Raw genomic sequence first — 26,890 nt, forward strand, 5'->3', positions numbered from 1 at the left:
TCAGGCGACGGGGGAGTGCAGGCTGGCCGTGGGCTGGGGGAAGCAGCGCGGGTCGTCCCACAGGAGCTGGACGTCTCTCGCCCAGTGCCGGCCGGGAGCGTCGTCCGCGTCGGCCTCCTCACGCAACCACTGGATGTGGCGGGGGAGTTCGGCGGGCTGGACGCCGTCGACGTACTCGGCGAGCGCGTCGAGGAAGGCGGTGCCCGGGCAGGGGGAGTCGTGTGCGGCATCGGGGCAGCCCGCCTCGCGCCGCCACAGGAGCACCGGGACGGGGGCGTTGAGCCCTACGGCGAAGCGGCCGTCCGGTGCGGCGGAGGGCGGGGTGGCGTAGCCCGCCAGGTTCGCCTCCTCGGCGCGGAGCCGTTTGCGCAGGCTGGGCGAGCGTTCCTGGCTGCCGCAGTCGACGCGGTGCAGGGCGAGCGTTCCTCCGCAGGCCTGCAACTCCTGCCACTTCTTGGTGAGTTGGTGGCGCATACGGCCGCTGCCGTACCGCTGGCGGTCCGCCACGACGAGGGGGTGGGCGCAGCCGAGGGGAGTGGAGTCGTCGGGGCCGCACTCCCAGTGCGCCACCGGTTCGTTCAGCCACTCACGCGGCAGTACGAAAGTGATCAACTCGTCGGTGCCGGGGGCCAGGTGGGTGAACGCGTCGTCTATGCCCTTCTGGACGTAGGCCTCCACCTCCGCCCGGGGCATCCGGGCCGTCCCCACGGGGTGGCGGAGCCCGTCGCGGTACGCGGACACCCGTACGGTCACCCGGTCGTGGCCCTCGCCGCTGCGCTCCAGCTCGACGAGGATCGGGGACCAGACGGAGGCCGGGGAGGCGGACGGCCTGTCCAGCAGTTCCTCCAGCTGGTCGGCGAACCTCGTCACCGCCTCGGGGTCGTCGACCTCCCAGTGCACGTGCCGGGCCGCCGACCGCAGCGACGCGAACCTCTCCGGGGGCGGCTTCGGGCCGAACCGGCCCACGGCGGCCACATAGATCCGGGCCGGGTCGCAGGCCAGGCCCGCGCCCTCCGCCCGCTCCACCAGCTCGTAGAGCCGGCGGGTCGCGTCCGGGCTGCCGGTGTGGGACGGGGGGACCAGTTTGCCGAGGTGGTACCAGTAGCGGGCCATGACCTCGGTGGGCAGCATCCGGCCGACCCGCACGTCCGGCTCGGCCGCGCTCTGCGTGATCATGCCGACCACCCGGCCGTCGGGGAGGGCCACCGCCGCGCCGCTGAAACCGGGCGCCAGCGGCTGCCCGTGGGCCTGGGCGGCCTCCAGCTGCACCCACTGGTCGGCGATCAGCGTGTCGGACACGGCGCGGTACTTGGCGATGGAGCCCTCGTCGTATCCCGCGGGGAAGCCGTAGGCCTCGAGCTCCGGTGTGGGGCTGCCGTGCGCCGCGTAGGGCGGGGCGAACCTGGCCGGGAGAAGGGGTACCTCCCGGTCCAGTTGGAGCACGACCAGGTCGCCGGGGTCCTTGTCGTCCCGCCAGCCGCCGTGGACGATCACCTGCGCCGGCACCTCGCCCAGCTCCCTGCGGTGCGGGAAGACGACGGTCACCTGCGCCCAGTCCCGGTTCCGCACGACATGCGCGCAGGTCAGCACCTTGCTGCGGGTCACCAGGAAGCCCGCCCCGACCTCGCCCCCGCACTCGATCCGGACATGCCAGGCAGCGCGGCTCATGACCGGCTGGAGGGCTCCGAGGCCGACGGCACCGCGGCCGTCCGCTCCGCTGAACCCTGTGAACCCTGTGATCCCTCTGGTCCCGGGCCCGGCGTCCAGCTCAGCCGGACCACCAGCTGGCCCTCCGCCGCGCCCTTGGCGATCACCGCGCCGGCCTCCGCGCTCAGCTTCACGCCGAACTCCAGTTCCACGGAGTCGGGCCGCAGCGCGCCGTCCCGGAAGACCCGCAGCGCGGACTGGGCCGCCGCGCGCACACCGTCCAGGGCGCTCTCGAAGGTGCGGGCGGTCTGCGCGGCCGGTCCCTCGCCGCGGGACACGAGCCGGGATCCGGTCGCCGCTTCCGCGGTCTCCACGACGACGAGTGCGCCGTCCTCGGTCTTGAACTCCACCAGCCTGTTCATGGCGCCGCTCGCTCCCCCGTCATGCTGATCCCGCGTCAACTCCATTGTGGCGGAAGCCGACCGGCGGTGTCCCGGGTTCCGCGTCACGCCCGCGGGCGCGGCGGGGGTCAGGGATGATCCACGATGCCCCGGATCACCCCCAGCTCCAGCAGGTCCTGCGGCCGGATGCGCAGCTGCTCGGCGGTCGCCTCCACCTCCTCCGGCGCGCGCTTGAGGATCGCGGCCGCCAGCTCCGGGGCGATGACCGAGAAGTAACTGTCGGGTGTGGCCCAGGTGTTGCCGGGCGCGGCCAGCGCGAGCGCACCGCCCGAGCCGCCCTCGCCGACGACCAGGGTGGTGACCGGGACCCGGGCGGCGGCCACCGCGCCGAACAGGTCCGCGATCGCCGCGCCCGCACCCTGCCGCTCGGCCTCGGCGTCGTTCGCCGCGCCCGGCGTGTCCACCAGCGTCAGCACCGGGATGCCCAGCCGGTCCGCCAGCCGCACCAGCCGGGCGGCCGTGCGGTATCCGGCGGGGCGGGTGGCCGCGCCGGTCTGGGCGGCGTAGGCGACGGTACGACCGTCCCGCTCCCCGAAGCCGCACAGCATGCCGTCGGGGTCACTGCCGCCGCAGCGGTCGCCGGAGAGGGCGGCCCGGCGGGTGAAGCAGGCGTCCAGATAGGCCTGGGCGCGGGGGCGCTCGGGCGAACGGGCACGCTGGACGGCGGCCCAGCCGGTCCGGGGGAGGCCGGTGGCCCCGAGCGCGGCGGGGACGGGGGCCGGTTCGACGCCGGCCGGGGACGGCGGTTGCGGGGCACCGGGTTCGCCCGCGGCTCCGAGTGGTCGGGGTGGTCCGGGTGGCGTCCCCTGCCTCGCCGGCCCACCGGCCAGCAGGCGCAGCCACAGTCCCAGCACCCCCCGCAGCTCCGCCGGAGGCACCACCGCGTCGGCCGCTCCCGCCGTCACCTGGGCCTCGGCCGTGTACGCGGCCGGGTCGGCGTCGGGTGGGCGGACGCGGGAGCCGGCGAAGCCGACCTGGGCGCCGGGCAGGGCGAGGATCACGTCGGCGCCGGCGCCGAGAGTGGCCCAGCCGCCGCCGGTGGTCGGGTCCCGCAGCACCGCGATCTGCGGCAGACCCGCCTCGCGGGTGAGCACCGACTGGCGGGCCACGCGCTGGAGCTGGGTGAGGGCGAGCATGCCTTCCTGCATCCGGCTGCCGCCCGTGGCGACCAGCGGAACGACCGGGAGCCGGTGCTCGCGGGCGTGGGTGTACGCCGCCTCCAGCCGGTCGCCGGTGCGCTCGCCCAGGGAGCCGCCGAGGAAGCCGAACTCGAACGCGATCAGCACGGCCCGGGTGCCCTCGACGCTCCCGGTGCCGCACACCACGGACTCCCGCTCGCCGGTACGTGCGGCGGCGCGGGCGCGCGAGGCGTCGTAGCCCTGCCAGGAGAGGGGGCCGTCCGGCGTGTACTCCCGTATCGGAGACGGGAGTTCGGTGAAGGTGTCGTCGTCGGTGACCAGGTCGAGCATCGCCCGTGCCGACAGGCGTTCAGGCATCGCCCAGCGCCCGCTTCATGATCTTCCCCATGTCGTTGCGGGGCAGGGCGTCCAGGTGGCGGACCACCCGGGGACGCTTGTGCGGAGCCAGGCGGCGGGCCACGTGATCGGCCAACTCCTCGGCGGACGGCGGCTGTTGCGGGTCCGTCGGGACGATCCAGGCCACGATCCGCTCGCCCAGGTCCGGATCCGGCTCCCCGGTGACCGCCGCCTCGCGCACCCCGGGATGCTCCAGCAGGGCGTTCTCGATCTCGCCCGCGCCGATCTTGTAACCGCCGCTCTTGATCAGGTCGGTGGCCTTGCGGCCGACGATCCGCACGTACCCGTCGGACTCGCGCACCGCGACGTCGCCGGTGCGGAACCAGCCGTCCGCGGTGAAGGCGCCGGCGGTGGCGTCGGGCCGGTTCAGGTACTCGGTGAACAGGTTCGGGCCGCGCACCTGGATCTCGCCGACGGTCTCCCCGTCGTACGCGCCCACCTCCGTGCCGTCCTCCTCCACCAGCCGCAGCTCCACGCCCGGCAGCGGCACGCCGACCGTCCCGGCGCGCGGCTCCCCGTCGGCCCGCACGCTGGGCCGGGGGTCCGGGGGTGTCCACCGGGACGAGCACAGCATGAGCGTCTCCGTCATGCCGTACCGCTCGATCACCCGCCGCCCGGTCGCCGCCGCGATGCGCTCGTGGTCGTGCACCGGCAGCGCGGCCGAGCCCGACACCAGCAGCCGGGCCCGGCCGAGCGCCTTGGCCAGCTCCGGGTCGGCCGGGAGGGCCTCGGCGATGCGGTGGTACATCGTCGGCACCCCGAACAGCATGGTCGCGCCCTCGTTCAGCTCCCGGGTCACGCCCTCGGTGCCGAACCGGCCCAGGTGCCGTACCGAGCCGCCGCGCCTGAGCGGGCCCAGGATGCCCAGCACCAGCCCGTGCACATGGAACAGCGGCAGCCCGTGCACCAGCACGTCGTCCCCGGTCCACTGCCAGGCGTCGGCCAGCGCGTCCAGGGTCGCGGCGACGGCCCGGCGGGGGATGACCGCGCCCTTGGGCGGGCCGGTGGTGCCGGAGGTGTACACGATCAGCGCCGGGTCGCCCTCGGGCGTACGGTCCTCGGGGACGGTCCCGACGCCGTGCACGTCGATGTCCACCCGCCCCAAGCCGGCGACGGCGGCCGGGAGTTCGGCGCCCGGCGCGGCCAGCACGAGCGCGGGCGCGCTGTCGGAGAGGATGTGCGCGAGCTCCTTCTCACCCGACTTCGGGTTCAGCGGCACCGCGGCCACCCCGGCGAGCAGCGCGCCCACCACCCCGACCGCCGTCTCCAGTTCCGGCGTCGCCCAGACCGCGACCCGGCGGCCCGCGTCCCGGACCCGCTCGGCCACGGCGCCCGCCGCGGCACCCAGTTCCCCGTACGTCAACGACCGGTCGCCGAACCGCAGGGCGACACGCTCGCCCGAACCGCCCGCCAGGGCCGGAAAGAGGGAGGACACGCGGGGCACTCCTTAACAGTCGGGGGCTCTCGGCACCAACACCCCCTTCCTACACCAGGCTCCTCGCGTCCTACACCAGGCTTCCCGTCTCCTCGACCACGTCGGCCACCACGCAGCTCACGTTGTCCGGGCCGCCGGCGGCGTTCGCCGCGTCGATCAGGGCGTGCACGGCGCGGTCCGGGTCGGGGCCGTCGGCCAGCAGGCGCCGGATGCCGTCGTCCGGTACGACACCGGACAGGCCGTCCGAGCACAGCAGGTACCGGTCGCCGGGCCGGGCGTCGTGCAGCCGGAGGTCCGGGGCGGCCGGGGGCGCGGTGCCGGTCAGGGCCTTGGCGAGCAGGGCGCGCTGCGGGTGGCTGGCGGCCTCCTCCGGGGTCAGGCGGCCCTCGTCGATCAGGGTCTGGACCACGCTGTGGTCGTGGGTGATGCGGAAGAGCTCCGCGTCCCGCAGCAGGTAGGCGCGGGAGTCGCCGATGTGTACGAGGGCCAGCTGGGAGCCCGTCCACAGCAGTGCGGTGAGGGTGGTGCCGACCTCCTCGGCCGCGCCCGGAGAGCTGCCCGCCGCCAGGTCCTGGAGCGCCTGGCCCGCGCCCTGCACCGCGTCCTCCAGCAGGTTCAGCACCCCGCCCGCCGACAGGTCCGCGCCCTCCAGGAACTTCAGCGCGTCCACGGCCGCGCCGCTCGCCGGTCCGCCCGCCGGGCCGTAGCCGTCGGCCACCGCGAGCAGCCGCCGGCCCGCGTACACGGTGTCCTGGTTGGCGGGCCGGACGTGACCGGTGTCCGTGTGGGCGCTGTAGCGCAGTTCGAGCATGGTGGTGTCCTTCCTCGACTCCGTCGACAGGCCGACCGACAGATGGTCGACCAGGAACGCGGCGAGATCCCGCCGTACCGCCGTCTCCGCCTCGACCCGGGCCCAGTACGCGCGGATCTCGCCCGCGGCCTCGGCCGGCGGCAGGGCGCACACCTCACGGATCCCGGCCAGCGGCATCCCCAGCCGCCGCAGCCAGGCCACGAGCCGGGCCCGCCCAAGCTGTTCGGCCGCGTAGTAGCGGTAGCCGGTGCCGGGGTCGACCCGGGCGGGCCGCAGCAGCCCCAGCTCGTCGTACAGCCGCAGCGCCTTGGGCGACAGCCGGGACGCCCTGGCGAAGGCGCCGATCGTCAGCATCTCCATGTGCACCTCGTAGTTCTCCGGGTCCTCCGGTTCCCGCCACCGATGCTGGGGCTTCACCGACGGGGAAGGTCAACGGCCTGTTTCGGTTGCGGCGAAGATTGTTAGCCTGCGGGGGCCGCTGTCCCTCCGGCCCCGAAGGAGCCCGCCGTGCCCCGCATCGCCCTCGCCACCTACGACCCCGGAGCGGAGCCGAGCAAGGACCGTGATCTGCCGGAGCTGGTGCGGGCCCTGCGCGCGGCCGGGGCCGACGCGGTGGCCGTGACCTGGGACGACCCCGACACGGACTGGAGCGGCTTCGACCTGGTCGTCATACGGTCGACGTGGGACTACAGCTGGCGGACCGAGGAGTTCGTGGCCTGGGCCGAGCGGTGCGCGAAGGTGACCCGCCTGGCCAATCCGGTCCCCGTCGTGCGCTGGAACACCGACAAGCGCTACCTCGGCGACCTCGCGGCGGCCCGCGTGCCCGTGGTCCCCACCCGGTACCTCGCACCCGGCGACGCGGTGACCGCGGACAGCTTCCCCGGCGACCGGGACTTCGTGGTGAAGCCCACCTTCGGCGCGGGCGGCCGGTTCGCCGCCCGGTACACGCCCGCCGAACGGGAGACGGCCCTGCGGCAGCTCGCCCGGATGCACGCGGAGGGGCTGACGGCGATGGTGCAGCCGTACCTGACCCACATCGACGTCAGTGGCGAGCGGGCGCTCCAGTTCTTCGGCGGCCGGCTGCTGCACGCCAGCCGCAAGCGGGCGGTGCTGGCACCCGGCACGGCCTACGACGCGGACAAGGTGGCCCACCCCGACCTGGAGCCGTGGACCCCGACCCCGGCCGAACTCTCCGTCGCCGAGCGGGCCCTGGCCGCCGTACCGGACGCCCCGGAGCTGCTGTACGCGCGCGTGGACCTCGTCGACGGGGCGGACGGGGAACCCCGGGTGATGGAGCTGGAACTGGTCGAGCCGAACCTCTTCCTGTTCCTGCACCCGGAATCCGTGCCGAGGGTGGTCGAGACGATCCTGACGGCGGCCGGCGAGAACTCCGTGCGGCGCTAGTCCGCGGCCGGGCCCCGGCACGCCTCCGCGTACGCCCGGACCAGTGGCCGGTGCTCGTCCTCGCGGCGCCAGGCAAGGGCGTAGCGGCTGGGGCCGATGCCCCGGACGGGGCGGGTGGTGACACCGCCCAGGCTGATCAGCGGAGCGTTGCCCGCGGCCACCAGACACACGCCGAGGCCCGCGACCAGGGCCTCGTACGTCTCCTCCACCCCGGCGATCTCCGCGCCGACACGCGGTGGACGGCCCGCGCGGGCGTCCAGGGCCAGCCAGTGGTCACGCAGCGGGCCCGCGTCCTCCGGCAGGGCGAGGAACGGCTCGTCCATCAGGTCGGCGAAGTCGATCTCGGCGCGGGCGGCCAGCGGATGGGTGTCGGGCAGGGCGACCAGGCGGGGCTCCTCGGCGACCACCGTCCAGCCGTAGCGCTCCTCGTCGGGCAGCGGCAGCCACACGAAGGCGACGTCCGCGGCGCCGTCCGCCAGTCCCGCCGTCGGGTCCTCCCAACTCACCTGACGCAGCCGGGTGGTGGCCTCCGGGTGCGCGGCGGTGAAGCGGGAGCGGATGGCCGGCAGCAGCCCGCCCCGGCCCGGACTCGTGCTCATGCCCACCACGAGCGTGCTGCGCTGCGCCGCCTTGGCCGCCTCCACCGCGGCCGCGGCCTCCGCCCAGGCGGCCAGCACCCGCCTGGCGTGCGGCAACAGCGCCTCGCCGGCGGCCGTCGGCGTCACCCCGTGCCGGCCGCGCACGAACAGCTCCGCCCCCAGCTGCCGTTCCAGTGCGCGGATCTGCTTGCTCAGCGCGGGCTGGGAGACGTACAGCCGCTCCGCGGCGCGCGTGAAGTGCAGCTCCTCGGCGACCGCGACGAAGTAGCGCAGGTCCCGGGCGTGCACGTCCACCGTCATAACCATTGGTTATCACCGTGGGTCTTGGACGGGCAACCGGGTGCGGCAGCAGGCTGGACCGTGTCGGTGCGGACTTGCGGACCGGGACGTGTGCGAAGACAACGACGTACGAGGAGTGGCCGTGAACAAGGTGTGGCTGGTGACCGGGGCGAGCAGCGGCTTCGGGCGGGCGATCGCCGAGGCGGCGGTCGCGGCTGGTGACGTGGTGGTCGGCGCGGTCCGGCGCCCGGAGGCGCTGGACGACCTGGTGCACGCTCATCCGGACCAGGTGGAGGCGCTGCGCCTGGATGTGACCGGGCCGGGCGCGGCCGAGACGGCCGTGCGGGATGTGGTGGCGCGGCACGGGCGGATCGACGTACTGGTCAACAACGCGGGCCGCACGCATGTCGGGGCCGTCGAGGAGACCACCGACCAGGAGCTGCGCGACCTGTTCGACCTGCACGTCTTCGGTCCGGCGGCCCTGGTGCGGGCGGTGCTGCCGCACATGCGGGAGCGGCGCTCGGGGTCGATCGTGCAGATGAGCAGCATGGGCGGCCAGATGTCCTTCGCGGGCTTCGGGGCGTACAGCGGGACCAAGTTCGCGCTGGAGGGCATGTCCGAGGCGCTCGCGGACGAGGTGCGGGAGTTCGGCATCAAGGTGCTGATCGTGGAGCCGGGAGCGTTCCGGACCTCGCTGTTCGGCACCGGCCGGGCCGGGGTGAGCGCGGACAGCGGGGTGTACGCCGGGGTGAGCGAGACCCGCGGTGCCGTCGCCGGCGGTGACGGTACGCAGCCCGGCGACCCGGCCAAGGCGGCGACCGTCGTGCTGGCCGCGCTGGAGGCCGAGCACACCCCGCTGCGGCTGCCGCTCGGCGAGGACGCGGTCAGTGCCGTCCTGGGGCACCTGGAGCAGGTCCGCGAGGACGTCACCGCCTGGGAGAAGCAGGCCAGGGCGACGGCGTTCGACGCCTGACCCGCACGTGCTCCGGCTCAGCGGTCCGGGCCGGCGACCGCCGTCCGCTGGAGCAGTCCCCAGGTGAACTCGGCGACCACCTCCCTGGGTACGCCCCGCGCGTCGGGGGCCGTGAAGGTGAGGCCCCAGCGGGTCGGGGCGCTCCCCTCCAGGGGGCGGGCGGGCGGGAAGGCGCGGGCCGCCTCGTCGACCGTGCAGGACCAGGGGGTGAGGTCCTCGACGGTCCGCAGGGCGGGGCCCTCGGCTCCGGGGGCGCGGACCAGCCACTCGTTCCAGACGGCGCCCTCGGGCGAGACCATCACCTCGAAGCGCAGGCCGGGCCAGAGGGGGAGCGGCCACTGCCAGACCCGGCACTCCAGGTCCCCGATGGTGCGCTTGCCCTCCGACTCCGGGGGACCGAGGACGGAGCGGTAGCGCGAGGCCGCCGCCCGGGACCGGGGCGAGCGGACCATCGCCTGCCACCTCTTGTTGGCCTCCCGCATCTGGGCGACGGAGACGCCGAGCTCCCGGCGGGCGTCCTCCACCAGGTCCGGGTTGTGGTCGGCCATACGGCGCAGCAGCACGAGCTGGAAGTCGAGGTGCATGGGACCCATGGTGCCGCGTAACTGTTCCCGCCCATTGCCCAGGCAACTCTCCATGACTAGCCTGTGTTCGTCATGCCGATCGTCTGTTGAAATCTCGAACGCAGACGCTGAGACCCAAGGGAGGGGGCCGGACATGGGACGCCTCGTACCTGCCGTGACCCGGGCTCTCGACATTCTCGAGCTCTTCCTCGACGGGGACGGGACGCTCTCCGCCCCCGACATCGTGCGCAAGCTCCAGCTGCCGCGCACCACCGTGCACGAGCTGGTCACCACGCTCGCCGCCCGGCAGTACATCGTCCCCGTGACCGGCCAGCCCGGACGCTACCGGCTCGGTGTACGCCCGTACCAGCTCGGCAGCCGCTACGCCGAGCAGCTCGACCTCGCCGCCGAGGGCCAGCAGGTGGCCCGCTCGGTCGCCGAGACCTGCGACGAGACCGTCCACGTGGCGATCCTCGAGGCCACCGACGTCATCTACATCGCCAAGGTCGACTCCACGCACGCGGTGCGCATGGTGTCGGCGGCCGGGCGCCGGCTGCCCGCCCACTGCACCTCGGTCGGCAAGATGCTGCTGGCCTCGCTGCCCGAGCCGGAGCTGGCCCTGCGGGTCCCGGACGGCACCGAGCTGGCCGCGATGACCCCCAACAGCATCACCGATCCGGGCGCCCTGCGCGAGACTCTCGCCGAGATCCGGCAGCGGGGGATCGCGGTGGAGAACCGCGAGTCCAACCCGGACGTGTCCTGTGTCGCCGCACCGGTGCGCGACCGCACCGGGCAGGTGGTGGCCGCCCTGTCCATCTCCGTGCCCATGATCCGCTGGAGCGAGGACCGCCGGGACGAGCTGGAGCAGCTCGCGGCGAAGGGCGCGGCGGAGCTGTCGGAGCGGCTCGGACACCGGAGCGTGGCATGACGGCGTACGAGGTCGCGATACGGGCCGAGGCGGAGCTCGGCGAGGGGCCGACCTGGGACGCGGCCACCGGCCGCCTGATCTGGATCGACATCCTCCAGTCCCGGGTGCACACCTACGACCCCTCGTCGGGCCGGCGCACGGTCCGTACGGCACCCCAGCACGTCGGCGCGGTCAAGCCCCGGGCGGGCGGCGGCCTGGTCCTCAACCTGCGGGACGGCGTGGGTCTGCTCGACCCCGACGGCGCCTTCCGCTGGCTGCACCACGAGCCGGTCCCCGGCCGGCGCGCCAACGACGCGGCGGTCGCGCCCGACGGATCCCTCTGGGCGGGGACCATGCGCTACGACGAGGCCACGGGCGGCGGCACGCTGGCCCGGTTCGCGGCGGACGGCGCCGCGACGACCGTGCTGCCGGACGTGACCGTGAGCAACGGCACGGGGTGGAGCCCGGACGGCGGCCTCATGTACTACATCGACACCCCCACGCGGCGGATCGACGTCTTCGACTTCGACGGGGAGCGGGTGTCCGGGCGGCGTCCGCTCGTGCAGATCGAGGAGGGCGCCGGTTTTCCCGACGGGCTCACGGTGGATGCCGACGGGTGCGTGTGGGTGGCGCTGTGGGACGGCGGGGCGGTACGGCGGTACACGCCGGGCGGTGAGCTGGACCGGGTGATCCCGGTGCCGGCTCCGCGTACGACCGCCTGCGCCTTCGGCGGCGCCGACCTGACCGACCTCTACATCACGACCGCCCGGACCGGGCTGGCGGCGCCGCATCCGCTGTCGGGGTCGGTGCTGGTGGTGCCGGGGGCGGGGAAGGGGCTGGCGCAACCGGCGTTCAGCGGCTGAACGGGGCTGCCGCCCGAGTGGGCGCAGCGGCGGCCGGGCTCCTCAGAGCCCGGCCGCCTTCCGCTCCTCCGTGGTCAGCGGCGGGCCGCCCAGCGCCGGTCGCAGCGGGCCCACCGCCGCCGCCAGCAGCACGCTCGGCGCCAGCAGCACCTCCGCCCCCCGTTCCAGCGCCGTCACATCGGTCACCCGGCGGGCGATCCGGCCGTTCCCGGTGGCGGTGCGCAGCAGCCGTCGTACGTACGCCGCCGTCACCCGCTCCCGTAGCGTGGGTCCGCCCTCCGTCGCCCCGGGATAGAAGACGTCCACCCCGGTCGACAGGTCCCACGCGGCCCGGACGGGCCGGCCGACCGCCTTCTGGATCCGCCGGGACAGAGCGGGTGACCCCAGCCCATGGCGCCGCACCAGGTCCCGCAGCAGCACCGCCGACTGCGCCGCCACCGACATGCCGTGCCCGTACACCGGGTTCAGCGCGCACACCGCGTCCCCGAGCACCACGAAACCCTCCGGCCAGGCGGGCATCCGTTCGTAGAACCAGCGGCGGTTGGCGGTCGTCCTGGTGAACGCCACCTCGCTCAGCGGTTCCGCGTTCACCAGCAGGTCGGCGACGATCGGATGGCTCAGTTCCTGGCGGGCGTACCGGAGGAAGTCGCCGGCGTCGGCGGTGGGTTCACCGCCCCGGCTGCCGTACAGGGTGACCATCCACCTGCCGTCCTCGATGGGCATGAGGACGCCGCCGCGACCGGGCCGCCCGTCGCCGGGGTCCGCCTGGACGTGGACGATGGGAAAGCCGTCCCGCGCCTGGTCCGGTGCCAGGAACAGCCGACTCGCGTAGACGACACCGGAGTTGACCTCGCGCCGCTCGGGCGCGGGCAGTCCGAGCGAGGTGAGCCACCGCGGGGCGCGGGACCCGCGTCCCGTGGCGTCGACCACCAGGTCGGCCGGCATCGTGCGCTCGGCGCCGTCGTCCGCGCGGACCCGTACGCCGGTCACCGCCGTGTCCGAGCCGAGCAGCCCGAGCACCTCCGTCCGCTCCACCAGCTCGATCCGGTCGTCGGCCAGCACCTGCTGCCGTACCACCCAGTCCAGCAGGTCCCGGCTGGACGGCAGCATGAACGCGGACTCGCCCCAGCGCCGGAACCAGCCGTACGGCGACAGCGCCACCATGTCCGTCGTGACCGGCAGCCGTGTCACCCCGGCCGCCCGCAGCCGCCCGATCACCCCGGGCACCAGCTGCTCCAGCGCCCGCGCCCCGCCCGACCACAGCTGGTGCACGTGCCGGGCCTGCGGCAGTCCCTTGCGCGGTACGGGCCCGTCCGGCAGCGCGTCCCGTTCGACGACGACCACCCGGCCGGCGAGGCCGGTGAGCGCGCGGGCGGCGAGCAGGCCGGCCAGGGAGCCGCCGAGGACGACGGCGGTGGTGCGGTCACTCATGTGCGGGCACGCTCTCTGCTGGGGCGGCCGCGTGCGCGCGGACCGCCTCGACGGCGTCGGGATGGCGGAGGGCTCGGGAGACGGCCCCGATCTCCTGGAGCAGATTCGTCGTGTCGGGGGAGCCCGTCGGCTCCGTCGGCTCCGGTGTACGGCCGCGGGCCTCGACGGCGTCCAGGACGACCACCGCGGCGGCCAGCGCCCGCGCCCGGTCCGGCGGGTGCCCGAGGCCGAGCGCCGCGTCGTACGACCGTCCGCCCAGGTCGGTGTCGACGCGCCGGGCCAGCGGCAGCAGCGCGTCCCGGATGTACGTCTCCCGGCGGGTGAGCCGCAGCTCGGGCGTGGCACGGAGCACGAACGGCACGCCCTCGCCGCTCACGGTCCGCATCAGCTGGTACAGCGGCCGCAGTTCACGGTGGGCGAGCCGGACCCGCCAGCGGTCGTGCAGGTACTGGCCGGCGTGCGGCAGGATGAAGCCGACCGCGATCAGGATGGCGGACAGGGCGGCGACGGGCGGGGCCAGGTTGGTGCTCAGCCAGTCCAGGTCGTGACCGGTCCAGCGGGCGGTGACGGCGATCAGCTTGGAGCTGTCGAAGACCAGGTTCGTCACATAGCCGGCGCCCAGCGACCTCAGCCCCCAGCGCAGCCAGGCGTCGAGACCGTCGGTGCGGGCCCAGTTCCAGATCAGCCGGGATGTGATCACGCAGGCCACGGCGTGCGCGACGAGGTAGAGCAGGATCTCCTCGCGCATGAACGGGGTGTTGGCGTAGTAGGTGTCGAGGTCCCGCAGCCGCTCCACGGGCGCGTCGGCGAGCGCGAACAGGACCCACAGCGTGACGATCACCCCCGAGTAGACGGAGACGACCCAGCGCATCGCGCGGCGCGTGGCCGCCGAGCGGTCGGACAGCCCGTTGCGCCAGGCGATGATCAGCAGCAGACAGGAGCCGCAGAACGCGGTGATCAGCGAATAGCACCAGGGCGCCGAGATGTTGGCCACGCCCACCAGCCGGTTGACCCGGGCGATGGTCGACGGTGTGCAGAACACGAACACCGCGCAGGCGAGCAGCAGCAGTCCGCCGACCGCGCGCAGCAGCGGGTCCCGCCACAGCCGGATGATGGTGGGCAGTTTGATCACCAGGGCGGCGGTGAGCACCGCGGTGGGGATCCAGAAGGAGATGTACAGCTCCCCCAGGAGTCCGGAGGGGTCCAGCGCCGGCTGGGTCACCGGGCCGTTCCCCCGCGCCCTCGGTAGCCCAGGGTGCGCTGGACGGGGTCGAGCGGGGTGTCCGGGCCGTCGCCGGAGACGTACGGCCGGAACAGGGTCGCCAGCCGGTGTCCGAAGTCGTCGGCCTCGGCCTCGTCGGCCTGCCGGGAGCCGTTGCGGGCCGCGACCGTGAGGGCGAGGTCGCGCCAGCCGGGGCCGTCGGCCAGCGCGCGGGCCGCCGCCGCCCCCACCCGGTGGTGGTGCCGGTGGCCGGCGTGCAGATGCCACAACTCATGGCCCAGGATGACCAGTTGCTGCACGGCTTCGGCCCGCTCCTCCACGATGACCAGGTCGAAGTCCTGGAACTCCACCCACAGGCCGGTGACTTCGATCTCGTCGGGGAAGCGTTCGAAGCGCAGCTCGACGGGCCGCCCGGAGCGCCGCGCGCTCATCTCCTCGCACAGCGCCCGGCACAACTCGCCCACGTCGGAAGGGGCGTCGGGGCGGTCGCGGACGGCGCGGGCGAGGTCGGCGGCGAGGCCACGCATCGCCGTACCGGGCCGGAAGCGCCGGAGTGCGCCCGCGATGTCCATCGCTCCCCCTTCTCACCGCCGGACGACGGCTTGTCCGAGATTACGCGTTCGGATGTGTCCGCGTCATGCGCTCGGGCGACCGTGGTTCAACCGGGAACGATCGAAAGTCAACGCCGCGAGTTCCTGTCGAACCCATTGACGCGGAAGCGCTTCGATTTTACGGTCCGTTCGAAGTTACGAGCGTTATTCGGGATATCGAACAGTGAGGGCGGGGAATGGGACAACCTGGCCTGAACCGCAGGCAACTTCTCGCCGCCGCGGGCGGCTTGGCGGTCGCGGGCAGCTTCGGCTTCGCGGCCCTCGGCACGGGAGCGGACGCCCTGGCGGCCGGTTCCCGTACGCGGGTGCGGTACTGGAACCTCTTCAGCGGCGGCGACGGCTACAACATGATCGCGATGCTGGACGCCTTCCGTAAGGCGAACCCCGGTATCGACGTGAAGGACTCGACCCTCCAGTGGGGCAACCCCTTCTACACCAAGCTCGCCATGGCGGCGGCCGGCAACCGTGCGCCGGACCTCGGCGTCATGCACATGGGCCGCGTCACCGGCTTCTCGCCCGGCCGCCTCCTGGACGCCTGGGACGTCGGCCTGCTCGCCAAGTACGGCGTACGGGAGCAGGACTACAACCCCGCACTGTGGAAGCGCGGCGTCATCGACGGCAAGCTCTACGCCCTCCCGCTCGACGTCCACGTCCAGCTCTGCTTCTACCGCAAGGACGTGCTGAAGAAGGCGGGGCTGCTCGGCGACGACGGCCGGATCGTCCCGGTGACCTCGACCGACGACTGGTTCGGCGTGCTCAAGGAGGCCAAGAAGGCCACCAGGAAGGGGCTTCAGACCATCGGTCTGTGGATCAACGACCAGAACTTCCAGTGGTGGTTCTTCGTCGCCTTCTACACCCAGCTCGGCGGCACCTGGTTCGACGACGCCAGGACCGAGGTCACCTTCGACACCGACAAGGCCACCCAGGTGCTGGAGTTCCTGCGCCGGCACGTCACCGACGGGTACGCCGACCCGGGCATGGGCTCCGTCGGCTCCGAACAGTTCATCAACGGCGCGCCGTTCGCCTGGGAGGGCAACTGGTCGGTGCCGGTCTACTCCGGCGCGAAGCTCGACTACGGCGCCATCCCGCTGCCGCCCGTCTTCGGCAGGCAGGCCACCCACGCCGAGTCGCACACCTTCGTCCTGCCGCACCAGTCCGGCCGCGGCGGTGCCACCGACGAGGCCGCCCACCGACTCGCCGCCTACGTCGTCACGCACGCCCGCCAGTGGGCCGCCGGCGGCCACATCCCCGCCTACACGCCGACCCTGTCCACGGCCGCGTACAAGAAGCTGTACCCGCAGAGCGAGTACGTGTCGGCCATGGACCACCAGGCCAACGAGCCGAAGGTGTGGTTCGCGGGCTCCACCGGCATCCTCGCCCAGCGCGTCGGCCCGATCGTCGTCTCCTCGACCATGGGCTCAGCGGGGCCGGACGCCGCCGCCCGCCGGATGAAGAGCGAACTCACCACGCTGCTCGCGATGAAGAACCCCATGGACGGCAGGACCGCCGCGCAGGGAGGTGCGTCCGCATGACGACCAGCGCCCAGACCGTCCTCGCCCCGGCACGCGCGAGGACCGCCGCCGACAGCGCCACCCTCCGCCGGGGGCAGGGCTTCCAGCACGGCGGCTGGTTCGTCGCCCCGTTCCTCGTCCTGTTCACGCTCTTCGTGATCTGGCCGCTGCTGCGCGGCGTCTACCTCAGCTTCACCGACGCCAACATCACCGGAGACGGCGAGAGCTTCATCGGCCTCGACAACTACCGCGAGGCCCTCAAGGATCCGCTGATGTGGGACGCGCTCGGCCACAGCGCCTGGTTCACGCTGCTGGTCGTGCCCTGCATCACGGTCCTCGCCTTCCTCCTCGCGATGCTCGCCCACCACATCGAGCGCGTCACATGGCTGTGGCGGCTGTGCTTCTTCGCCCCGTTCCTGCTGCCCTCCACCGTCGCGGGCAACCTGTGGCAGTGGCTGTTCAACCCCGGCACGGGCATGATCAACCACGTCTTCGGCATCGAGACCCCCTGGCTGACCGACAAGTCGTACGCCATGCTCGCCATCGTCATCGAGACCCTGTGGTGGACGGTCGGCTTCAGCTTCCTGCTCTACCTCGCCGCACTCCAGGCCATCCCGGACCACCTCTACGAGGCCGCGAAGCTGGACGGGGCGAACGCCTGGCACCGCATGGTCCACATCACCCTGCCGATGCTGCGCAACATCACCGGCCTCGTCATCGCCCTCCAGATCCTGGCCTCGCTCCAGGTCTTCGACCAGGCCGTCGTGATGATGGACTTCGGTCCCGGCCCCGAGAGCTCGACCCGCACCTTCGTCCAGTACACGCTCGAAGAGGGCTTCACCAGCTACCGCGTGGGGTACGCCTCCGCGATCTCCATCATCTTCTTCGTGATCATCGCGGCCGTCGCCCTCGCCCGGATGTGGCTGCTGCGCAACCGTGAGGAGGCCGCCCGATGACCACCGCCGCGGAAGTCCGCGTCAAGCCCCGCAGATCGTCCTGGACGCCCAGCCAGATCATCCTCACCCTCCTCGGCGCGGCGGTCTCCTTCGTGTTCCTCGCCCCGTTCGCCTGGGGCCTGTTCACCTCCCTCAAGTCGGAGACCGAGGCCGTCGAGGTGCCGCCGCACTGGCTGCCGAAGGACTGGACGGGCCAGGCGTGGAAGGCCCTCTTCGACAGCGGCAACATCACGAACTGGTTCGTCAACTCCCTCGTCGTCTCGGTGTGCGTGACGTCCGTGGTGCTGCTCGTCGGCGCGCTCGCCGGATACGGCTTCGCCCGCACCGAGTTCCGCGGCAAGGGCTTCCTGATGGGCCTCGTCATGACGGGTCTGATGGTCTCGCCCGCCGTGCTCGGCGTGCCCCTGTTCACCACCGTCCAGCAGATGGGCATGGTCGACACCTACTGGGGCATGATCCTGCCGCAGTGCGCGCCCGCCGCGATGGTCTACATCCTCTACAAGTTCTTCCAGGGCATCCCGCGCGAGCTGGAGGAAGCGGCCTTCATCGACGGGGCGGGCCGCTGGCGGGTCTTCTTCACCATCGTGCTCCCGCTCTCCCGCCCCTCCCTCGCGGCGGTCGGCATCTTCACCTTCATCGCCTCGTGGAACAACTTCCTGTGGCCCTACATGGTGACCAACAACCCCGATCTGATGACCATGCCGAACGGGATCGCGACCGTCATGAACTCCTACGGCATCCAGTGGGCCCAGCTCATGGCCGGCGGCCTCATGGCGGGCCTGCCGCTGATCATCGTCTTCGTCTTCTTCCAACGGCAGATCGTGGCGGGTGTCGCCCACACCGGCCTGGCCGGCCAGTGAAACGCGGTAAGGAGACGCCCCGTTGAGGCACCCCTGGCAACTCCACAGGCGAGACCCGGGCCCTGCCCTGTCCAGCCTCGCCGGGTGCGGAGCATCGCCGTATCACTCTGTGATGGATCTGGCACGCTCGGCGCACGGTCGGGGGCGACAGCCAAGTCCCCGACAACGTGAGCGAGTCCCGCACTTGCTCCGGCGTCCGGAAAGGCCGTCGCCGGACAGGCCTGACCTGTCGAACTCCCCGGAGCGGCCCAGGGGAGAGTCTCCCGGATCCGTCCGGGAGAGAGCTTCAGTCAGCCGTCTCCTCCCGGGGCGCCAACACCCCGCCGTCGACGCGGCCACATCCCCGGTCGGCAGGCCCGGAACCGGGACCGGCCGGAGTAAAAGCCTCACCTCCGAGACCGCCGGCACCTTCAACGCCATCGACCCCGCCGGCGGACGGCTGTGGATGGCGTTCGGCTCGTACTGGACCGGCATCCGCATGGTCGAGCTGGACCGGAGGACCGGCAAGGCCGTCCCGGGCGCCACGGTCCGCCACCTGGCCACCCGCCCGGACGCCGTACGCCGTCGAGGGCGCGTCCACCGTCCGCCACGGCCGCTGCATCGGCCCCGGCGGCGAGTCCCCGTTCCGCACCCACGGCAAGGACTGGCTGGCGTACCACTACTGCTACGACGCCGGCGACTCAGGCACGCCGAAGCCAGGGCTCAACAGGCTGTACCGGACAATAAACGGCTGGCCGATCGCCGCCCAGGGGCGCGGGGAACTGAGCGAGAACCACAGACAACCCGCACCCGCCGAAGAACCACAACCACTCTCCACGCACCGCGCTGAAAGGACCCCATGAGCAACCGCACCGCCCGCTTCACCCTCGATCCCGCCTTCACCGTCGGCGAGGTCGACCCCCGTCTCTTCGGATCCTTCGTCGAACACCTCGGCCGCTGCGTCTACACGGGCATCTACGAACCGGAACACCCCTCGGCCGACGCCGACGGCATCCGCACGGACGTGCTCGACCTCGTCCGTGAACTCGGCGTCACCGCCATCCGCTACCCGGGCGGCAACTTCGTCTCCGGATACAAGTGGGAGGACTCGGTGGGCCCGGTCGAGGACCGCCCCCGCCGTCTGGACCTGGCCTGGCACTCCACCGAGACCAACCACTTCGGCCTCTCCGAGTACATCGCGTTCCTGAGGAAGATCGGCCCGCAGGCCGAGCCCATGATGGCCGTCAACCTCGGCACCCGGGGCGTGGCCGAGGCGCTCGAACTCCAGGAGTACGCCAACCACCCCGAGGGCACCGCCCTGTCCGACCTGCGTGCCGCCCACGGCGACAAGGACCCCTTCGGGATCAAGCTCTGGTGCCTGGGCAACGAGATGGACGGCCCCTGGCAGACCGGCCACAAGACCGCCGAGGAGTACGGCCGCGTCGCCGCCGAGACGGCCCGCGCCATGCGCCAGATCGACCCCTCCGTCGAACTCGTCGCCTGCGGCTCCTCCGGCCAGTCCATGCCCACCTTCGCGGAGTGGGAGGCGACGGTCCTGAAGGAGACGTACGACCTGGTCGACCACATCTCCCTGCACGCCTACTACGAGCCGCTCGACGGCGACATCGACTCCTTCCTCGCCTCCGCCGTCGACATGGAGTCCTTCATCGAGAACGTCGTCGCCACCTGCGACCACGTCGGCGCCCGCCTGAAGTCCAAGAAGAAGATCAACCTCTCCTTCGACGAGTGGAACGTCTGGTACCTCTCCCGCTGGGAGGAGCACGCCCGGAACATCGACCAGCGGGAGTGGCCGGAAGCCCCCCGTCTGCTGGAGGACAACTACAGCGTCCTGGACGCGGTCGTCTTCGGCTCGCTGCTCATCGCGCTGCTCCGGCACGCCGACCGCGTCACCGTCGCCTGCCTCGCCCAGCTGGTCAACGTCATCGCCCCGATCATGACCGAGCCGGGCGGCCCGGCCTGGCGGCAGACGACGTTCTTCCCGTTCGCGCAGGCCGCGAAGCACGGGCGTGGGCAGGTCCTGGACGTCCGCGTGGACTCACCGACGTACGGGACGCGGAAGTACGGCGAGACGGACCTGCTGCACGCCACCGCCGTCCGCGCCGACGACGGCACGGTCACCGTCTTCGCCGTCAACCGCGACCGCACGCGGGCGCTGCCCCTCGACGTCGCCCTGAACGGCCTGGACCTGACCTCGGTCGTCGAGCACAGCGTGCTCGCGGACGCCGACCCCGACGCCCGCAACACGCTCGACGCGCCCGAGCGGGTCGCCCCGCACCCGGCCGAGGGCACCGCCCTGAAGGACGGCACCCTCACCACGGTGCTGGAGCCGCTGTCCTGGAACGTGATCCGGCTCGCGTAGGGCAGGGGATCAGCGGCCGGGGGAGGCCACCGGTGTCACCGGTACTCCTCCGGCCGAGCTGCCCAGCAGGCTCAGCCGCACCTTCCCCGGGCCCGACAGCGAGGTGAACTCGGACAGGACGGCCAGGGCCAGGGTGTTGGTGCCCCGGGTGCGCAGGATGCCGTTCGGCAGGACGAAGGTGTGCTGCGGGCCCACGTTGTTGATGTACTGGCCCATGTTCCAGCCGTTGAGGAACAGCTGGGCGCGGTAGGCCCGGTACGGGTCGTCCTCCAGGGTCAGGCCCACCGAGGCGTCGACGCCCGCGGGCACGGCCAGCTGGAACGTGGTCCGGTACCAGGTCACGCCCTGCCGCCGCTCGGCACGCGGGAACCTCACCGGCTCCCAGTCCCGGTCGGCGAAGCCGGGCAGGTGCCAGCCCTCCCGCTCCCCGAACAGCCCGCCGTTGTTCTGCGGCCCGCGCACCGGATCGGGCGCGGCCTCGCCCTGCAACCGCCAGCTCACCTTCGGGGCGCCCCCCTCGAAGGTGACCGCGGTCAGACCGCGCGCCACCTTGTGGGTGTCGAGCCCCTTGCCGTCCTGGTCGCGCTGCATGCGCCGCACCAGCACGGACAGCACGTGCCGGCCCGGCCCGCGCAGCTCCTCCCGGACGGGGAGGACGGCCGTGTCCGCCCAGCTGCCCTGCCGGGCCGTGTCCCTGGTCGGCACCGGCATGCGGTGCGTGCCCAGCGGCTCCCCGTCCAGCCACGCCATCAGCAGGCCCTGCGTGCCGGTGCTGTAGGCGAGCGAGACCTTCTCGATGACGGTGGCGTCCGTGAACGTGCCGCGGTACCAGACGTCGCCGTAGTGGAAGCCGTAGTCGTCGGCGAAGAGGACCGGCTGCCCCTTCGGCACCGGCGTGGTGCTGAACGACTTCGTGAGGTCGGCGGCCCGCCACCCGGAGTCGTCGAAGGTGGGACCGGCCTCCGGGTTCTCCGTGCGCGTCCGCCAGCCGCCCAGCTCGGGCAGCCGCACCCCGGCCACGCCGGGCAGCACCGTCTCGGCCACCAGGCTCCCGGACATCGCGGCCCGGGTGGGCACCGGCCGCCCGTTCCACGTCACGCTCTCGATCCCGCGCGGCCCCCACACCTCCAGACCGGTCTCCTGGATGGTGTCGCCGGTGAGGTGGACGGTGGAGTCGCGCAGCTCGGCGTGGCGCAGCAGCGCGGGGCCGTAGACCAGCAGGGTGCCGGACGGGGTGTCGTACGGGAACAGGCGCACCGAGTACGCCTCGTCGGCGAAGAGCAGCAGCAGCGGTGTCTCGGTCTCGCCGCGCTCCACCAGCACCCGGGTCAGACCGCCGATGCCGAGGGGCACGGTCACGTGCAGCTCGCCCTGGTCGTACGTCCAGGCCCCCTCGGCGTCCAGCCGGGTGACGTACGGCTCGCTCGGGCACTCCAGCACCAGGTGCGCCATCTCGCCGTGGCGGCCCGTGAACAGGGCGATGTCCTGCCGTCCGGCGGTCAGCCGCAGCATCGGCTGGGCGGTGCAGAACTTCAGCTTCCGGTGCCCGAGGGAGAGCCCCGTGGTCAGCATCCGGGCGTCCCGGGCCGGGACGGTGATCTTCAGCTCGCCCGCGTCGGTCTTCAGGGTGGAGGTGACCTCCTCGGCACCGTCGTTGCGGGCCACGTACACATGGGCGCCGGTGTCCGGGTTGGTGAGGTGGTACACCTTCAGCCCGGCCGCCTTGACGTCCGCCGCCCGGTCCAGCTTGGCGAAGTCGGGCACGCGCTGGAGCATGTGCCCGAGCTGGTGCATCGGCACGATCTTGCCGGTGACGTTCCGGGCCTCGTCGAGGGCGGCGCCGTAGTCGTACGACGTGTACACCACCGGCGCGGGCAGCCAGCCCCAGGAGGTGCCCCCGAAGGTCATGTACACGTTGTGCAGGGTGATGCCGTTGGCGAGGTTCGTCAGGTAGAAGCGCCGCTCGTACGCCGCGTCCCGGGTGCGCCGCGACTCGGCGTACCCCTTGCCGTCGAACCAGGCCCCGCCCCACGGATCGAACCAGCCGCCCCCGAACTCGGGCACGAACCCGGGCGTACGCGGACTGGCGGTGGTCCCGCCCTTGAGTCCGCCGGGACCGAAGTGCCCCCAGTCCGGTGGCACCTGGGACGGGGACGGATACCCGTCGAAGCCGTACAGCCACCGCCCCTTCTCACCGCCGGTGTCGAACGAGCCGGGGATCCAGTAGCCGTTGCGCCCCTTGTCGTTGTGGAAGAGGGGTACGTCGATCCCGTCCGCCCGCACCTTCCGGTACAGGTGGGACATGTAGTTCCGGCCCGCCGGCTCGTCGACGTGGGCGTCGTACTCGTTCTCGATCTGGTACAGCAGGACCGTGCCGGTGCCTCGCGTGAACAGATGCCGGCGCGCGATCCGGTTCACCGCGGTCAGCCACTGGTCGACGTGCCCCAGATACGTCGGGTCGTCGGTGCGGGCCGTGCCCCCGGTCGCCGTCAGCCAGCCGGGGAAGCCGCCGCCGTCGATCTCGGCGTTGATGTACGGCCCCGGGCGCAGGATCACGTACAGCCCGGTCTCGGTGGCCGTGCGCAGGAACAGGTCCAGGTCGCGGACGCCCGTGAAGTCGTACTTCCCCGGAGCGGGGGAGTGGTAGTTCCACGCCACGTAGACACTGACCGCGTTGTAGCCGTGCGCCCGCATCTTCTGGAGCACGTCACGCCACAGGGACGGGCTGGGCAGCCGGAAGGGGTGCATCTCGCCGGACCACAGCACCAGCCGTCTGCCGTCGACGACGAGCGAGTACGCGTCGTGGCCGACGGTGTGCCGCCGTCCGTCCGCGCCGGGCGGCGCGGGCGCCGGGCCGGTGGGCACACTGCGTGCCGCGTACGCCGAGGGCGCCCCGGGGCCGCCACTGCCGCCCAGGGCGAAGCCGAGCGCGGCGGAGCCGGCGAGGGCACTGAAGGTACGTCTGCTGAGCGCCAAGGGATCCTCCCGGGCGATCTTACGGGGACCGGGTCCGGCCATTCTCCATGGACCCACGCCCCACAATGGACACATGAGGATCTCGGCACGGGCGGATTACGCGGTACGGGCGGCACTGGAGCTCGCCGTACGCCAGGGTGACGGCCCGGTGAAGGCGGAGGAGATCGCCGCTGTGCAGGACATTCCGCACAAGTTCCTGGAGGGCATCCTCGGGGACCTGCGGCGCGCCGGGATCGTCGAGAGCCGGCGTGGCGGGGGCGGCGGATACCGGCTGGCCCGGGAGGCCTCGGCGATCACCGTGGCCGACCTCATCCGCGCGGTCGACGGCCCGATCGTGTCGGTCCGCGGCGAGCGGCCCACCGGGCTCGCCTACACCGGCACCGCCCAGCCGCTGCTGCCCCTGTGGATCGCGCTGCGCGCCAATGTGCGCCGAATCCTGGAGGGCGTCACGGTCGCCGACCTCGCGGCGGACGCGCTGCCGGAGCCGGTCCGCAGGCTGGCGGAGGAGCCGGCGGCCTGGGAGAACCCGTGACCGTGAAATCCCCGTTGTGAATGGCCTGAGTTGACCCTGTCCGGCTCCGGTGGCGCTTCCTACGATGCGAACGCCCTCCGGCCTTCACAGGTTTCACACAGTTTCTCCTGAGGCCCGGGGCGACCCACCCCCCACCCGAGAACAGGGAGAAACCCATGGCTCGTGGCCTGCTCCTGAGCGGCGCGGTAGCCGCGCTGCTCACCTCCGCGATACCCGCGCACGCCGACTCCCCGGTCGTCACCGACCCGCCCCCGGACAAGATCGTCATCGACGTCGCCACGGTGAACGGCTCCGGCTGTCCCCAGGGCACGGCCGCCGTCGCCGTCTCCCCGGACAACACGGCCTTCACGGTGACCTACAGCGACTACCTCGCCCAGGCCGGCGGCAACTCCGACCCCACGGCGTTCCGGAAGAACTGCCAGCTCAACCTGATCGTCCACGTCCCGCAGGGCTTCACGTACGCCATCGCCAGCGCCGACTACCGCGGTTTCGCCTCGCTCCAGTCCGGCGCGAGCGGCACGCAGAGAGCCTCGTACTACTTCCAGGGCTCGTCCAACACCGCGTTCAAGAACCACCCGTTCAACGGTCCGTACAACGACGACTGGCAGGCCACCGACAGCACCGACTGGGCGCAGCTGGTGTGGGCGCCCTGCGGGGTGCTGCGCAACTTCAACATCAACACCGAGCTCCGGGTCACCCCGGGGTCGTCCGGCAAGGTCAGCTTCATGACCATGGACTCCACGGACGGCGACATCAGCACGGTGTACCACATGGCGTGGAAGCAGTGCCCGGGTTCCTGACCGCGTGAGGGCCGGGCGGCCCCGAGGGAGTCGCCCGGCCTTTTCGCGGGATGGAAGAGGCTCAGCTCGTGACGCCGAGCGTGAGCGTGCCGGTGTACCCGGAGGAGGTCGAGCTGCCCAGGGCGGTGAGGGTGAGGAGGCCGGACGAGGCGCCTCCGCCGTCGTAGATGCCGTCCTGGGAGAGGGTGGTGCGGGTGACCGTGTTGGTCGAGTACGGCGAGATCCTGGCCACCGCGGTCGTGATCGTCTCGTTGCAGAACAGCTGACCGGTGTGCACGGTCGTGCCGCCGGTGAACGATCCGTCGGAGGTCAGGGTGACGCCCGTGTGCACCTTGACGTGGATGTGGATGCAGCGGCCGCGGTACCAGCCGGGGTAGATCGTCGTGAGGTTGGCGACGCCGCTGGAGTTCGTGAGCACGCCGCCGCGCAGGAAGGTGCCGTCGTCCGACTCGCTGTGGCCGTTGTTGCCGACGTAGCCGGAGTACTCGCCGAGCGCGTCGCAGTGCCAGATCTCCACCAGGGCGTTGCTGATGGGGGTGCAGGCGGAGTTGACCACGGTCAGGGCGAGCTTGAGCGGGATGCCCGCCTTGCCTTCGGTGACGTCGGCGCGGACGAGCGCTCCGTCGAGGTAGTAGGGGCCCTCGGTCATCTCCTTCGTGAGGGTGCAGACGGCCGCGGCGGCGGCCGGAGCGGTGTCCGGCGTCTGTGTGGCGGCCAAGGCCGCCTCGGGGGCGACAGCGGCACCTACGGCCAGGGCCGCTGCCGTCGTCCCGGTGGCGATCAACACGGTGCGGCGCCCGACCGAGCGGTCGTCGGAGCCGGCCTCTTGTGTGTGTGGGGTGTCTGTCATGGACACGGCACCGTAGGGAGGCATGCTGTTCATAGCCTGTCAGTTCGGCAAAGTAACAGGACGTCAAGGCTCCGGTTGGCCAAGGGTCACGGGTGGGGCGGGATCGCGCCGCAACTATCGAAGAGTTTCGAGTGGGTGCGCGGGCCGTTGACGTGGGCCGGGCCCGAACCTACGGTCCGCCTCGTCCGGTGTTCCGATCCCCGTTCGACACCCCGAACCACTCTCGCGCACCACCCCACCCCCCAGGAGCCCGCGTGAGCCGCCGCACCGCTCTTCTCGCCCTGCCCGCCGCCGTCCTGCTCGCCCTCGTCCCGACGACCGCGTCCGCCTATCCCAATCCGGGCAAGGTCACCGGCGACGTCGTCGTGCACGACCCGACGATGATCCGGTCCTCGTCCGGGCGGTACCTGCTGTACGCCACCGGAGGCGGCCTCGGCTACAAGACCTCCACCGACCGGACCGCCTTCAGCGCGGGCGGCGACGCCTTCGGTACCAAGCCGGGTTGGTGGTCGTCGTACGCGACGGAGGCCTGGGCCCCCGACATCTCGTACCACGGGGGCAAGTACCTGATGTACTACGCCGTCTCGACCTTCGGCTCCAACAAGTCGGCGATAGGGCTGGCCGGTTCCGCCACCGGACTGCCCGGCTCCTGGACCGACTACGGCGTCGTCTACACCTCCACCACCTCCAGCGACTACAACGCCATCGACCCGAACCTCTTCGTCGACGACGACGGCAGGTGGTGGCTGTCCTTCGGCAGTTGGTGGACGGGCATCAAGATGATCCGGATCGACCCGTCGACCGGGAAGCAGTACGCGGGGGACACCACCCGCCACTCCCTCGCGTCCCGGCCGACCGGCAGCAAGGCCGTGGAGGCCCCGTACGTCGTCAAACGGGGCGGTTACTACTACCTCTTCGCGTCCTACGACGTCTGCTGCCAGGGCACCAGCTCGACGTACAAGGTGAAGGTGGGGCGGGCCACCAGTGTCACCGGGCCGTACTACGACAAGAGCGGCGTCGCGATGACCAGCAACGGCGGCACCGCCGTGCTGGAGTCGCACGGCAGCGTCATCGGGCCCGGCGGGCAGTCCATCATGAACGACTCCGACGGTGACCTCATCGTCTACCACTACTACGACGGCAACGACAACGGCACACCCAAGCTCGGCATCAACCTGCTGAACTGGAGCACCGGCTGGCCCGTCGCCTACTAGTGCCGCGGCAGGCAACGTTTGCCCGTCAAGGAGCGGCGTCCGGTGCGTGCTCTCGGCGTGCCGGGTGCGAGCCCTCGTACTGGATGTACTT

23 protein-coding genes are annotated in these 26,890 nt (G+C 72.4%); 11 read left to right on the plus strand and 12 right to left on the minus strand.

Going from position 1 to position 26,890, the window contains the following annotated elements; translation table 11 throughout:
* The 5 genes from ABZ915_RS08035 to ABZ915_RS08055 form a co-directional block, all read right to left on the minus strand.
* A complete protein-coding gene (locus ABZ915_RS08035; protein WP_361797609.1) occupies nucleotides 1–1,668 on the minus strand; it encodes a trypsin-like peptidase domain-containing protein in 1,668 nt (555 codons plus the stop codon).
* Entirely contained in the window at nucleotides 1,665–2,069 is a 405-nt protein-coding gene (locus ABZ915_RS08040) for a CU044_2847 family protein (RefSeq protein ID WP_361797612.1), read from the minus strand. Before ABZ915_RS08040 ends, ABZ915_RS08035 begins: the two co-directional genes overlap by 4 nt.
* Nucleotides 2,070–2,176: 107 nt before the next feature.
* Nucleotides 2,177–3,604, minus strand: a complete 1,428-nt coding sequence (locus tag ABZ915_RS08045) for a carboxyl transferase domain-containing protein (protein WP_361797615.1) — start codon at nucleotides 3,602–3,604, stop codon at nucleotides 2,177–2,179.
* On the minus strand, nucleotides 3,597–5,078 hold the full coding sequence (locus tag ABZ915_RS08050; RefSeq protein ID WP_361797618.1) for an acyl-CoA synthetase: 1,482 nt from the start codon (nucleotides 5,076–5,078) through the stop codon (nucleotides 3,597–3,599). Before ABZ915_RS08050 ends, ABZ915_RS08045 begins: the two co-directional genes overlap by 8 nt.
* A 70-nt stretch (nucleotides 5,079–5,148) precedes the next feature.
* Nucleotides 5,149–6,249 carry a MerR family transcriptional regulator gene (locus tag ABZ915_RS08055; protein ID WP_361797769.1) on the minus strand — a complete coding sequence of 367 codons (1,101 nt, stop codon included), beginning with the start codon at nucleotides 6,247–6,249 and terminating at the stop codon, nucleotides 5,149–5,151.
* A 147-nt stretch (nucleotides 6,250–6,396) separates the two neighbouring features.
* Here ABZ915_RS08055 and ABZ915_RS08060 point away from each other — a divergent pair, with 147 nt between their 5' ends.
* On the plus strand, nucleotides 6,397–7,293 hold the full coding sequence (locus ABZ915_RS08060; protein ID WP_361797621.1) for a hypothetical protein: 897 nt from the start codon (nucleotides 6,397–6,399) through the stop codon (nucleotides 7,291–7,293).
* Here ABZ915_RS08060 and ABZ915_RS08065 read toward each other — a convergent pair.
* Nucleotides 7,290–8,192, minus strand: a complete 903-nt coding sequence (locus ABZ915_RS08065; protein WP_361797624.1) for a LysR family transcriptional regulator — start codon at nucleotides 8,190–8,192, stop codon at nucleotides 7,290–7,292. The two genes, ABZ915_RS08060 and ABZ915_RS08065, sit on opposite strands and share 4 nt — an antisense overlap.
* A 121-nt stretch (nucleotides 8,193–8,313) precedes the next feature.
* On the opposite strand from ABZ915_RS08065, the gene ABZ915_RS08070 reads away from it, so the two are divergent.
* Nucleotides 8,314–9,144 carry an oxidoreductase gene (locus ABZ915_RS08070; protein ID WP_361797627.1) on the plus strand — a complete coding sequence of 277 codons (831 nt, stop codon included), beginning with the start codon at nucleotides 8,314–8,316 and terminating at the stop codon, nucleotides 9,142–9,144.
* 17 nt (nucleotides 9,145–9,161) lie between these two features.
* On the opposite strand, the gene ABZ915_RS08075 is transcribed toward ABZ915_RS08070, so the two are convergent.
* On the minus strand, nucleotides 9,162–9,728 hold the full coding sequence (locus tag ABZ915_RS08075; protein WP_361797630.1) for a hypothetical protein: 567 nt from the start codon (nucleotides 9,726–9,728) through the stop codon (nucleotides 9,162–9,164).
* A gap of 133 nt (nucleotides 9,729–9,861) precedes the next feature.
* On the opposite strand from ABZ915_RS08075, the gene ABZ915_RS08080 reads away from it, so the two are divergent.
* Nucleotides 9,862–10,635: an IclR family transcriptional regulator gene (locus ABZ915_RS08080; RefSeq protein WP_361797633.1), complete on the plus strand. Its 774-nt coding sequence runs from the start codon at nucleotides 9,862–9,864 to the stop codon at nucleotides 10,633–10,635.
* Nucleotides 10,632–11,477, plus strand: a complete 846-nt coding sequence (locus ABZ915_RS08085) for an SMP-30/gluconolactonase/LRE family protein (protein WP_361797636.1) — start codon at nucleotides 10,632–10,634, stop codon at nucleotides 11,475–11,477. Before ABZ915_RS08080 ends, ABZ915_RS08085 begins: the two co-directional genes overlap by 4 nt.
* Nucleotides 11,478–11,519: 42 nt before the next feature.
* Here ABZ915_RS08085 and ABZ915_RS08090 read toward each other — a convergent pair whose 3' ends face one another.
* Genes ABZ915_RS08090 through ABZ915_RS08100 form a run of 3 tightly spaced genes read right to left on the minus strand, consistent with a single transcriptional unit; the run spans nucleotide 11,520 to nucleotide 14,702 of the window.
* Nucleotides 11,520–12,908: an FAD-dependent oxidoreductase gene (locus ABZ915_RS08090; RefSeq protein ID WP_361797639.1), complete on the minus strand. Its 1,389-nt coding sequence runs from the start codon at nucleotides 12,906–12,908 to the stop codon at nucleotides 11,520–11,522.
* Nucleotides 12,901–14,130, minus strand: a complete 1,230-nt coding sequence (locus ABZ915_RS08095; RefSeq protein ID WP_361797642.1) for an MAB_1171c family putative transporter — start codon at nucleotides 14,128–14,130, stop codon at nucleotides 12,901–12,903. Before ABZ915_RS08095 ends, ABZ915_RS08090 begins: the two co-directional genes overlap by 8 nt.
* Nucleotides 14,127–14,702, minus strand: coding sequence for a toxin-antitoxin system, toxin component family protein (locus ABZ915_RS08100; RefSeq protein ID WP_361797645.1), 576 nt, complete (start codon nucleotides 14,700–14,702; stop codon nucleotides 14,127–14,129). The genes ABZ915_RS08095 and ABZ915_RS08100 overlap by 4 nt, the downstream gene beginning before the upstream one ends.
* 215 nt (nucleotides 14,703–14,917) lie before the next feature.
* Between ABZ915_RS08100 and ABZ915_RS08105 the strand changes: the two genes are divergently transcribed.
* The 4 genes from ABZ915_RS08105 (at nucleotide 14,918) to ABZ915_RS08120 (ending at nucleotide 20,427) form a co-directional block, all read left to right on the plus strand.
* A complete protein-coding gene (locus ABZ915_RS08105) occupies nucleotides 14,918–16,273 on the plus strand; it encodes an extracellular solute-binding protein (protein WP_361797648.1) in 1,356 nt (451 codons plus the stop codon).
* A complete protein-coding gene (locus ABZ915_RS08110; RefSeq protein ID WP_361797650.1) occupies nucleotides 16,270–17,208 on the plus strand; it encodes a sugar ABC transporter permease in 939 nt (312 codons plus the stop codon). The genes ABZ915_RS08105 and ABZ915_RS08110 overlap by 4 nt, the downstream gene beginning before the upstream one ends.
* Nucleotides 17,205–18,068: a carbohydrate ABC transporter permease gene (locus ABZ915_RS08115; RefSeq protein WP_361797653.1), complete on the plus strand. Its 864-nt coding sequence runs from the start codon at nucleotides 17,205–17,207 to the stop codon at nucleotides 18,066–18,068. Before ABZ915_RS08110 ends, ABZ915_RS08115 begins: the two co-directional genes overlap by 4 nt.
* An 838-nt stretch (nucleotides 18,069–18,906) precedes the next feature.
* Nucleotides 18,907–20,427 (plus strand): alpha-N-arabinofuranosidase, encoded by a 1,521-nt coding sequence (locus ABZ915_RS08120; protein ID WP_361797656.1) that lies wholly within the window; start codon nucleotides 18,907–18,909, stop codon nucleotides 20,425–20,427.
* Between the two features lie 9 nt (nucleotides 20,428–20,436).
* Here the strand turns inward: ABZ915_RS08120 and ABZ915_RS08125 are convergent, their stop codons facing one another.
* Nucleotides 20,437–23,403: a beta-galactosidase gene (locus tag ABZ915_RS08125; RefSeq protein ID WP_361797659.1), complete on the minus strand. Its 2,967-nt coding sequence runs from the start codon at nucleotides 23,401–23,403 to the stop codon at nucleotides 20,437–20,439.
* 73 nt (nucleotides 23,404–23,476) lie between these two features.
* Here ABZ915_RS08125 and ABZ915_RS08130 point away from each other — a divergent pair, with 73 nt between their 5' ends.
* Complete coding sequence (locus ABZ915_RS08130; protein ID WP_361797662.1) at nucleotides 23,477–23,935, plus strand: Rrf2 family transcriptional regulator; 459 nt, start codon at nucleotides 23,477–23,479, stop codon at nucleotides 23,933–23,935.
* A gap of 155 nt (nucleotides 23,936–24,090) precedes the next feature.
* The gene (locus ABZ915_RS08135; RefSeq protein ID WP_361797665.1) at nucleotides 24,091–24,735 is read left to right on the plus strand and encodes a DUF4360 domain-containing protein; all 645 of its coding nucleotides are present in this window, start codon (nucleotides 24,091–24,093) and stop codon (nucleotides 24,733–24,735) included.
* Nucleotides 24,736–24,796: 61 nt separating this feature from the next.
* On the opposite strand, the gene ABZ915_RS08140 is transcribed toward ABZ915_RS08135, so the two are convergent.
* On the minus strand, nucleotides 24,797–25,585 hold the full coding sequence (locus ABZ915_RS08140; protein WP_361797668.1) for an intradiol ring-cleavage dioxygenase: 789 nt from the start codon (nucleotides 25,583–25,585) through the stop codon (nucleotides 24,797–24,799).
* A gap of 254 nt (nucleotides 25,586–25,839) precedes the next feature.
* On the opposite strand from ABZ915_RS08140, the gene ABZ915_RS08145 reads away from it, so the two are divergent.
* Nucleotides 25,840–26,799 carry an arabinan endo-1,5-alpha-L-arabinosidase gene (locus tag ABZ915_RS08145; RefSeq protein WP_361797671.1) on the plus strand — a complete coding sequence of 320 codons (960 nt, stop codon included), beginning with the start codon at nucleotides 25,840–25,842 and terminating at the stop codon, nucleotides 26,797–26,799.
* The last annotated feature ends 91 nt before the right edge of the window (nucleotides 26,800–26,890 follow it).

Source organism: Streptomyces sp. NPDC046915, from assembly GCF_040644935.1.
Classification (GTDB): Bacteria; Actinomycetota; Actinomycetes; order Streptomycetales; family Streptomycetaceae; genus Streptomyces.

What these genes read in the sequence shown, in the direction of transcription:
- ABZ915_RS08045 (WP_361797615.1), bottom strand. Translation starts at nt 3,604, where the DNA reads ATGCCTGAACGCCTGTCGGCACGGGCGATGCTCGACCTGGTCACCGAC.
- ABZ915_RS08035 (WP_361797609.1), bottom strand. Translation starts at nt 1,668, where the DNA reads ATGAGCCGCGCTGCCTGGCATGTCCGGATCGAGTGCGGGGGCGAGGTC.
- ABZ915_RS08075 (WP_361797630.1), bottom strand. Translation starts at nt 9,728, where the DNA reads ATGCACCTCGACTTCCAGCTCGTGCTGCTGCGCCGTATGGCCGACCAC.
- ABZ915_RS08080 (WP_361797633.1), top strand. Translation starts at nt 9,862, where the DNA reads ATGGGACGCCTCGTACCTGCCGTGACCCGGGCTCTCGACATTCTCGAG.
- ABZ915_RS08120 (WP_361797656.1), top strand. Translation starts at nt 18,907, where the DNA reads ATGAGCAACCGCACCGCCCGCTTCACCCTCGATCCCGCCTTCACCGTC.
- ABZ915_RS08040 (WP_361797612.1), bottom strand. Translation starts at nt 2,069, where the DNA reads ATGAACAGGCTGGTGGAGTTCAAGACCGAGGACGGCGCACTCGTCGTC.
- ABZ915_RS08090 (WP_361797639.1), bottom strand. Translation starts at nt 12,908, where the DNA reads ATGAGTGACCGCACCACCGCCGTCGTCCTCGGCGGCTCCCTGGCCGGC.
- ABZ915_RS08055 (WP_361797769.1), bottom strand. Translation starts at nt 6,249, where the DNA reads ATGGAGATGCTGACGATCGGCGCCTTCGCCAGGGCGTCCCGGCTGTCG.
- ABZ915_RS08100 (WP_361797645.1), bottom strand. Translation starts at nt 14,702, where the DNA reads ATGGACATCGCGGGCGCACTCCGGCGCTTCCGGCCCGGTACGGCGATG.
- ABZ915_RS08065 (WP_361797624.1), bottom strand. Translation starts at nt 8,192, where the DNA reads ATGACGGTGGACGTGCACGCCCGGGACCTGCGCTACTTCGTCGCGGTC.
- ABZ915_RS08140 (WP_361797668.1), bottom strand. Translation starts at nt 25,585, where the DNA reads ATGACAGACACCCCACACACACAAGAGGCCGGCTCCGACGACCGCTCG.
- ABZ915_RS08085 (WP_361797636.1), top strand. Translation starts at nt 10,632, where the DNA reads ATGACGGCGTACGAGGTCGCGATACGGGCCGAGGCGGAGCTCGGCGAG.
- ABZ915_RS08135 (WP_361797665.1), top strand. Translation starts at nt 24,091, where the DNA reads ATGGCTCGTGGCCTGCTCCTGAGCGGCGCGGTAGCCGCGCTGCTCACC.
- ABZ915_RS08105 (WP_361797648.1), top strand. Translation starts at nt 14,918, where the DNA reads ATGGGACAACCTGGCCTGAACCGCAGGCAACTTCTCGCCGCCGCGGGC.
- ABZ915_RS08110 (WP_361797650.1), top strand. Translation starts at nt 16,270, where the DNA reads ATGACGACCAGCGCCCAGACCGTCCTCGCCCCGGCACGCGCGAGGACC.
- ABZ915_RS08130 (WP_361797662.1), top strand. Translation starts at nt 23,477, where the DNA reads ATGAGGATCTCGGCACGGGCGGATTACGCGGTACGGGCGGCACTGGAG.
- ABZ915_RS08115 (WP_361797653.1), top strand. Translation starts at nt 17,205, where the DNA reads ATGACCACCGCCGCGGAAGTCCGCGTCAAGCCCCGCAGATCGTCCTGG.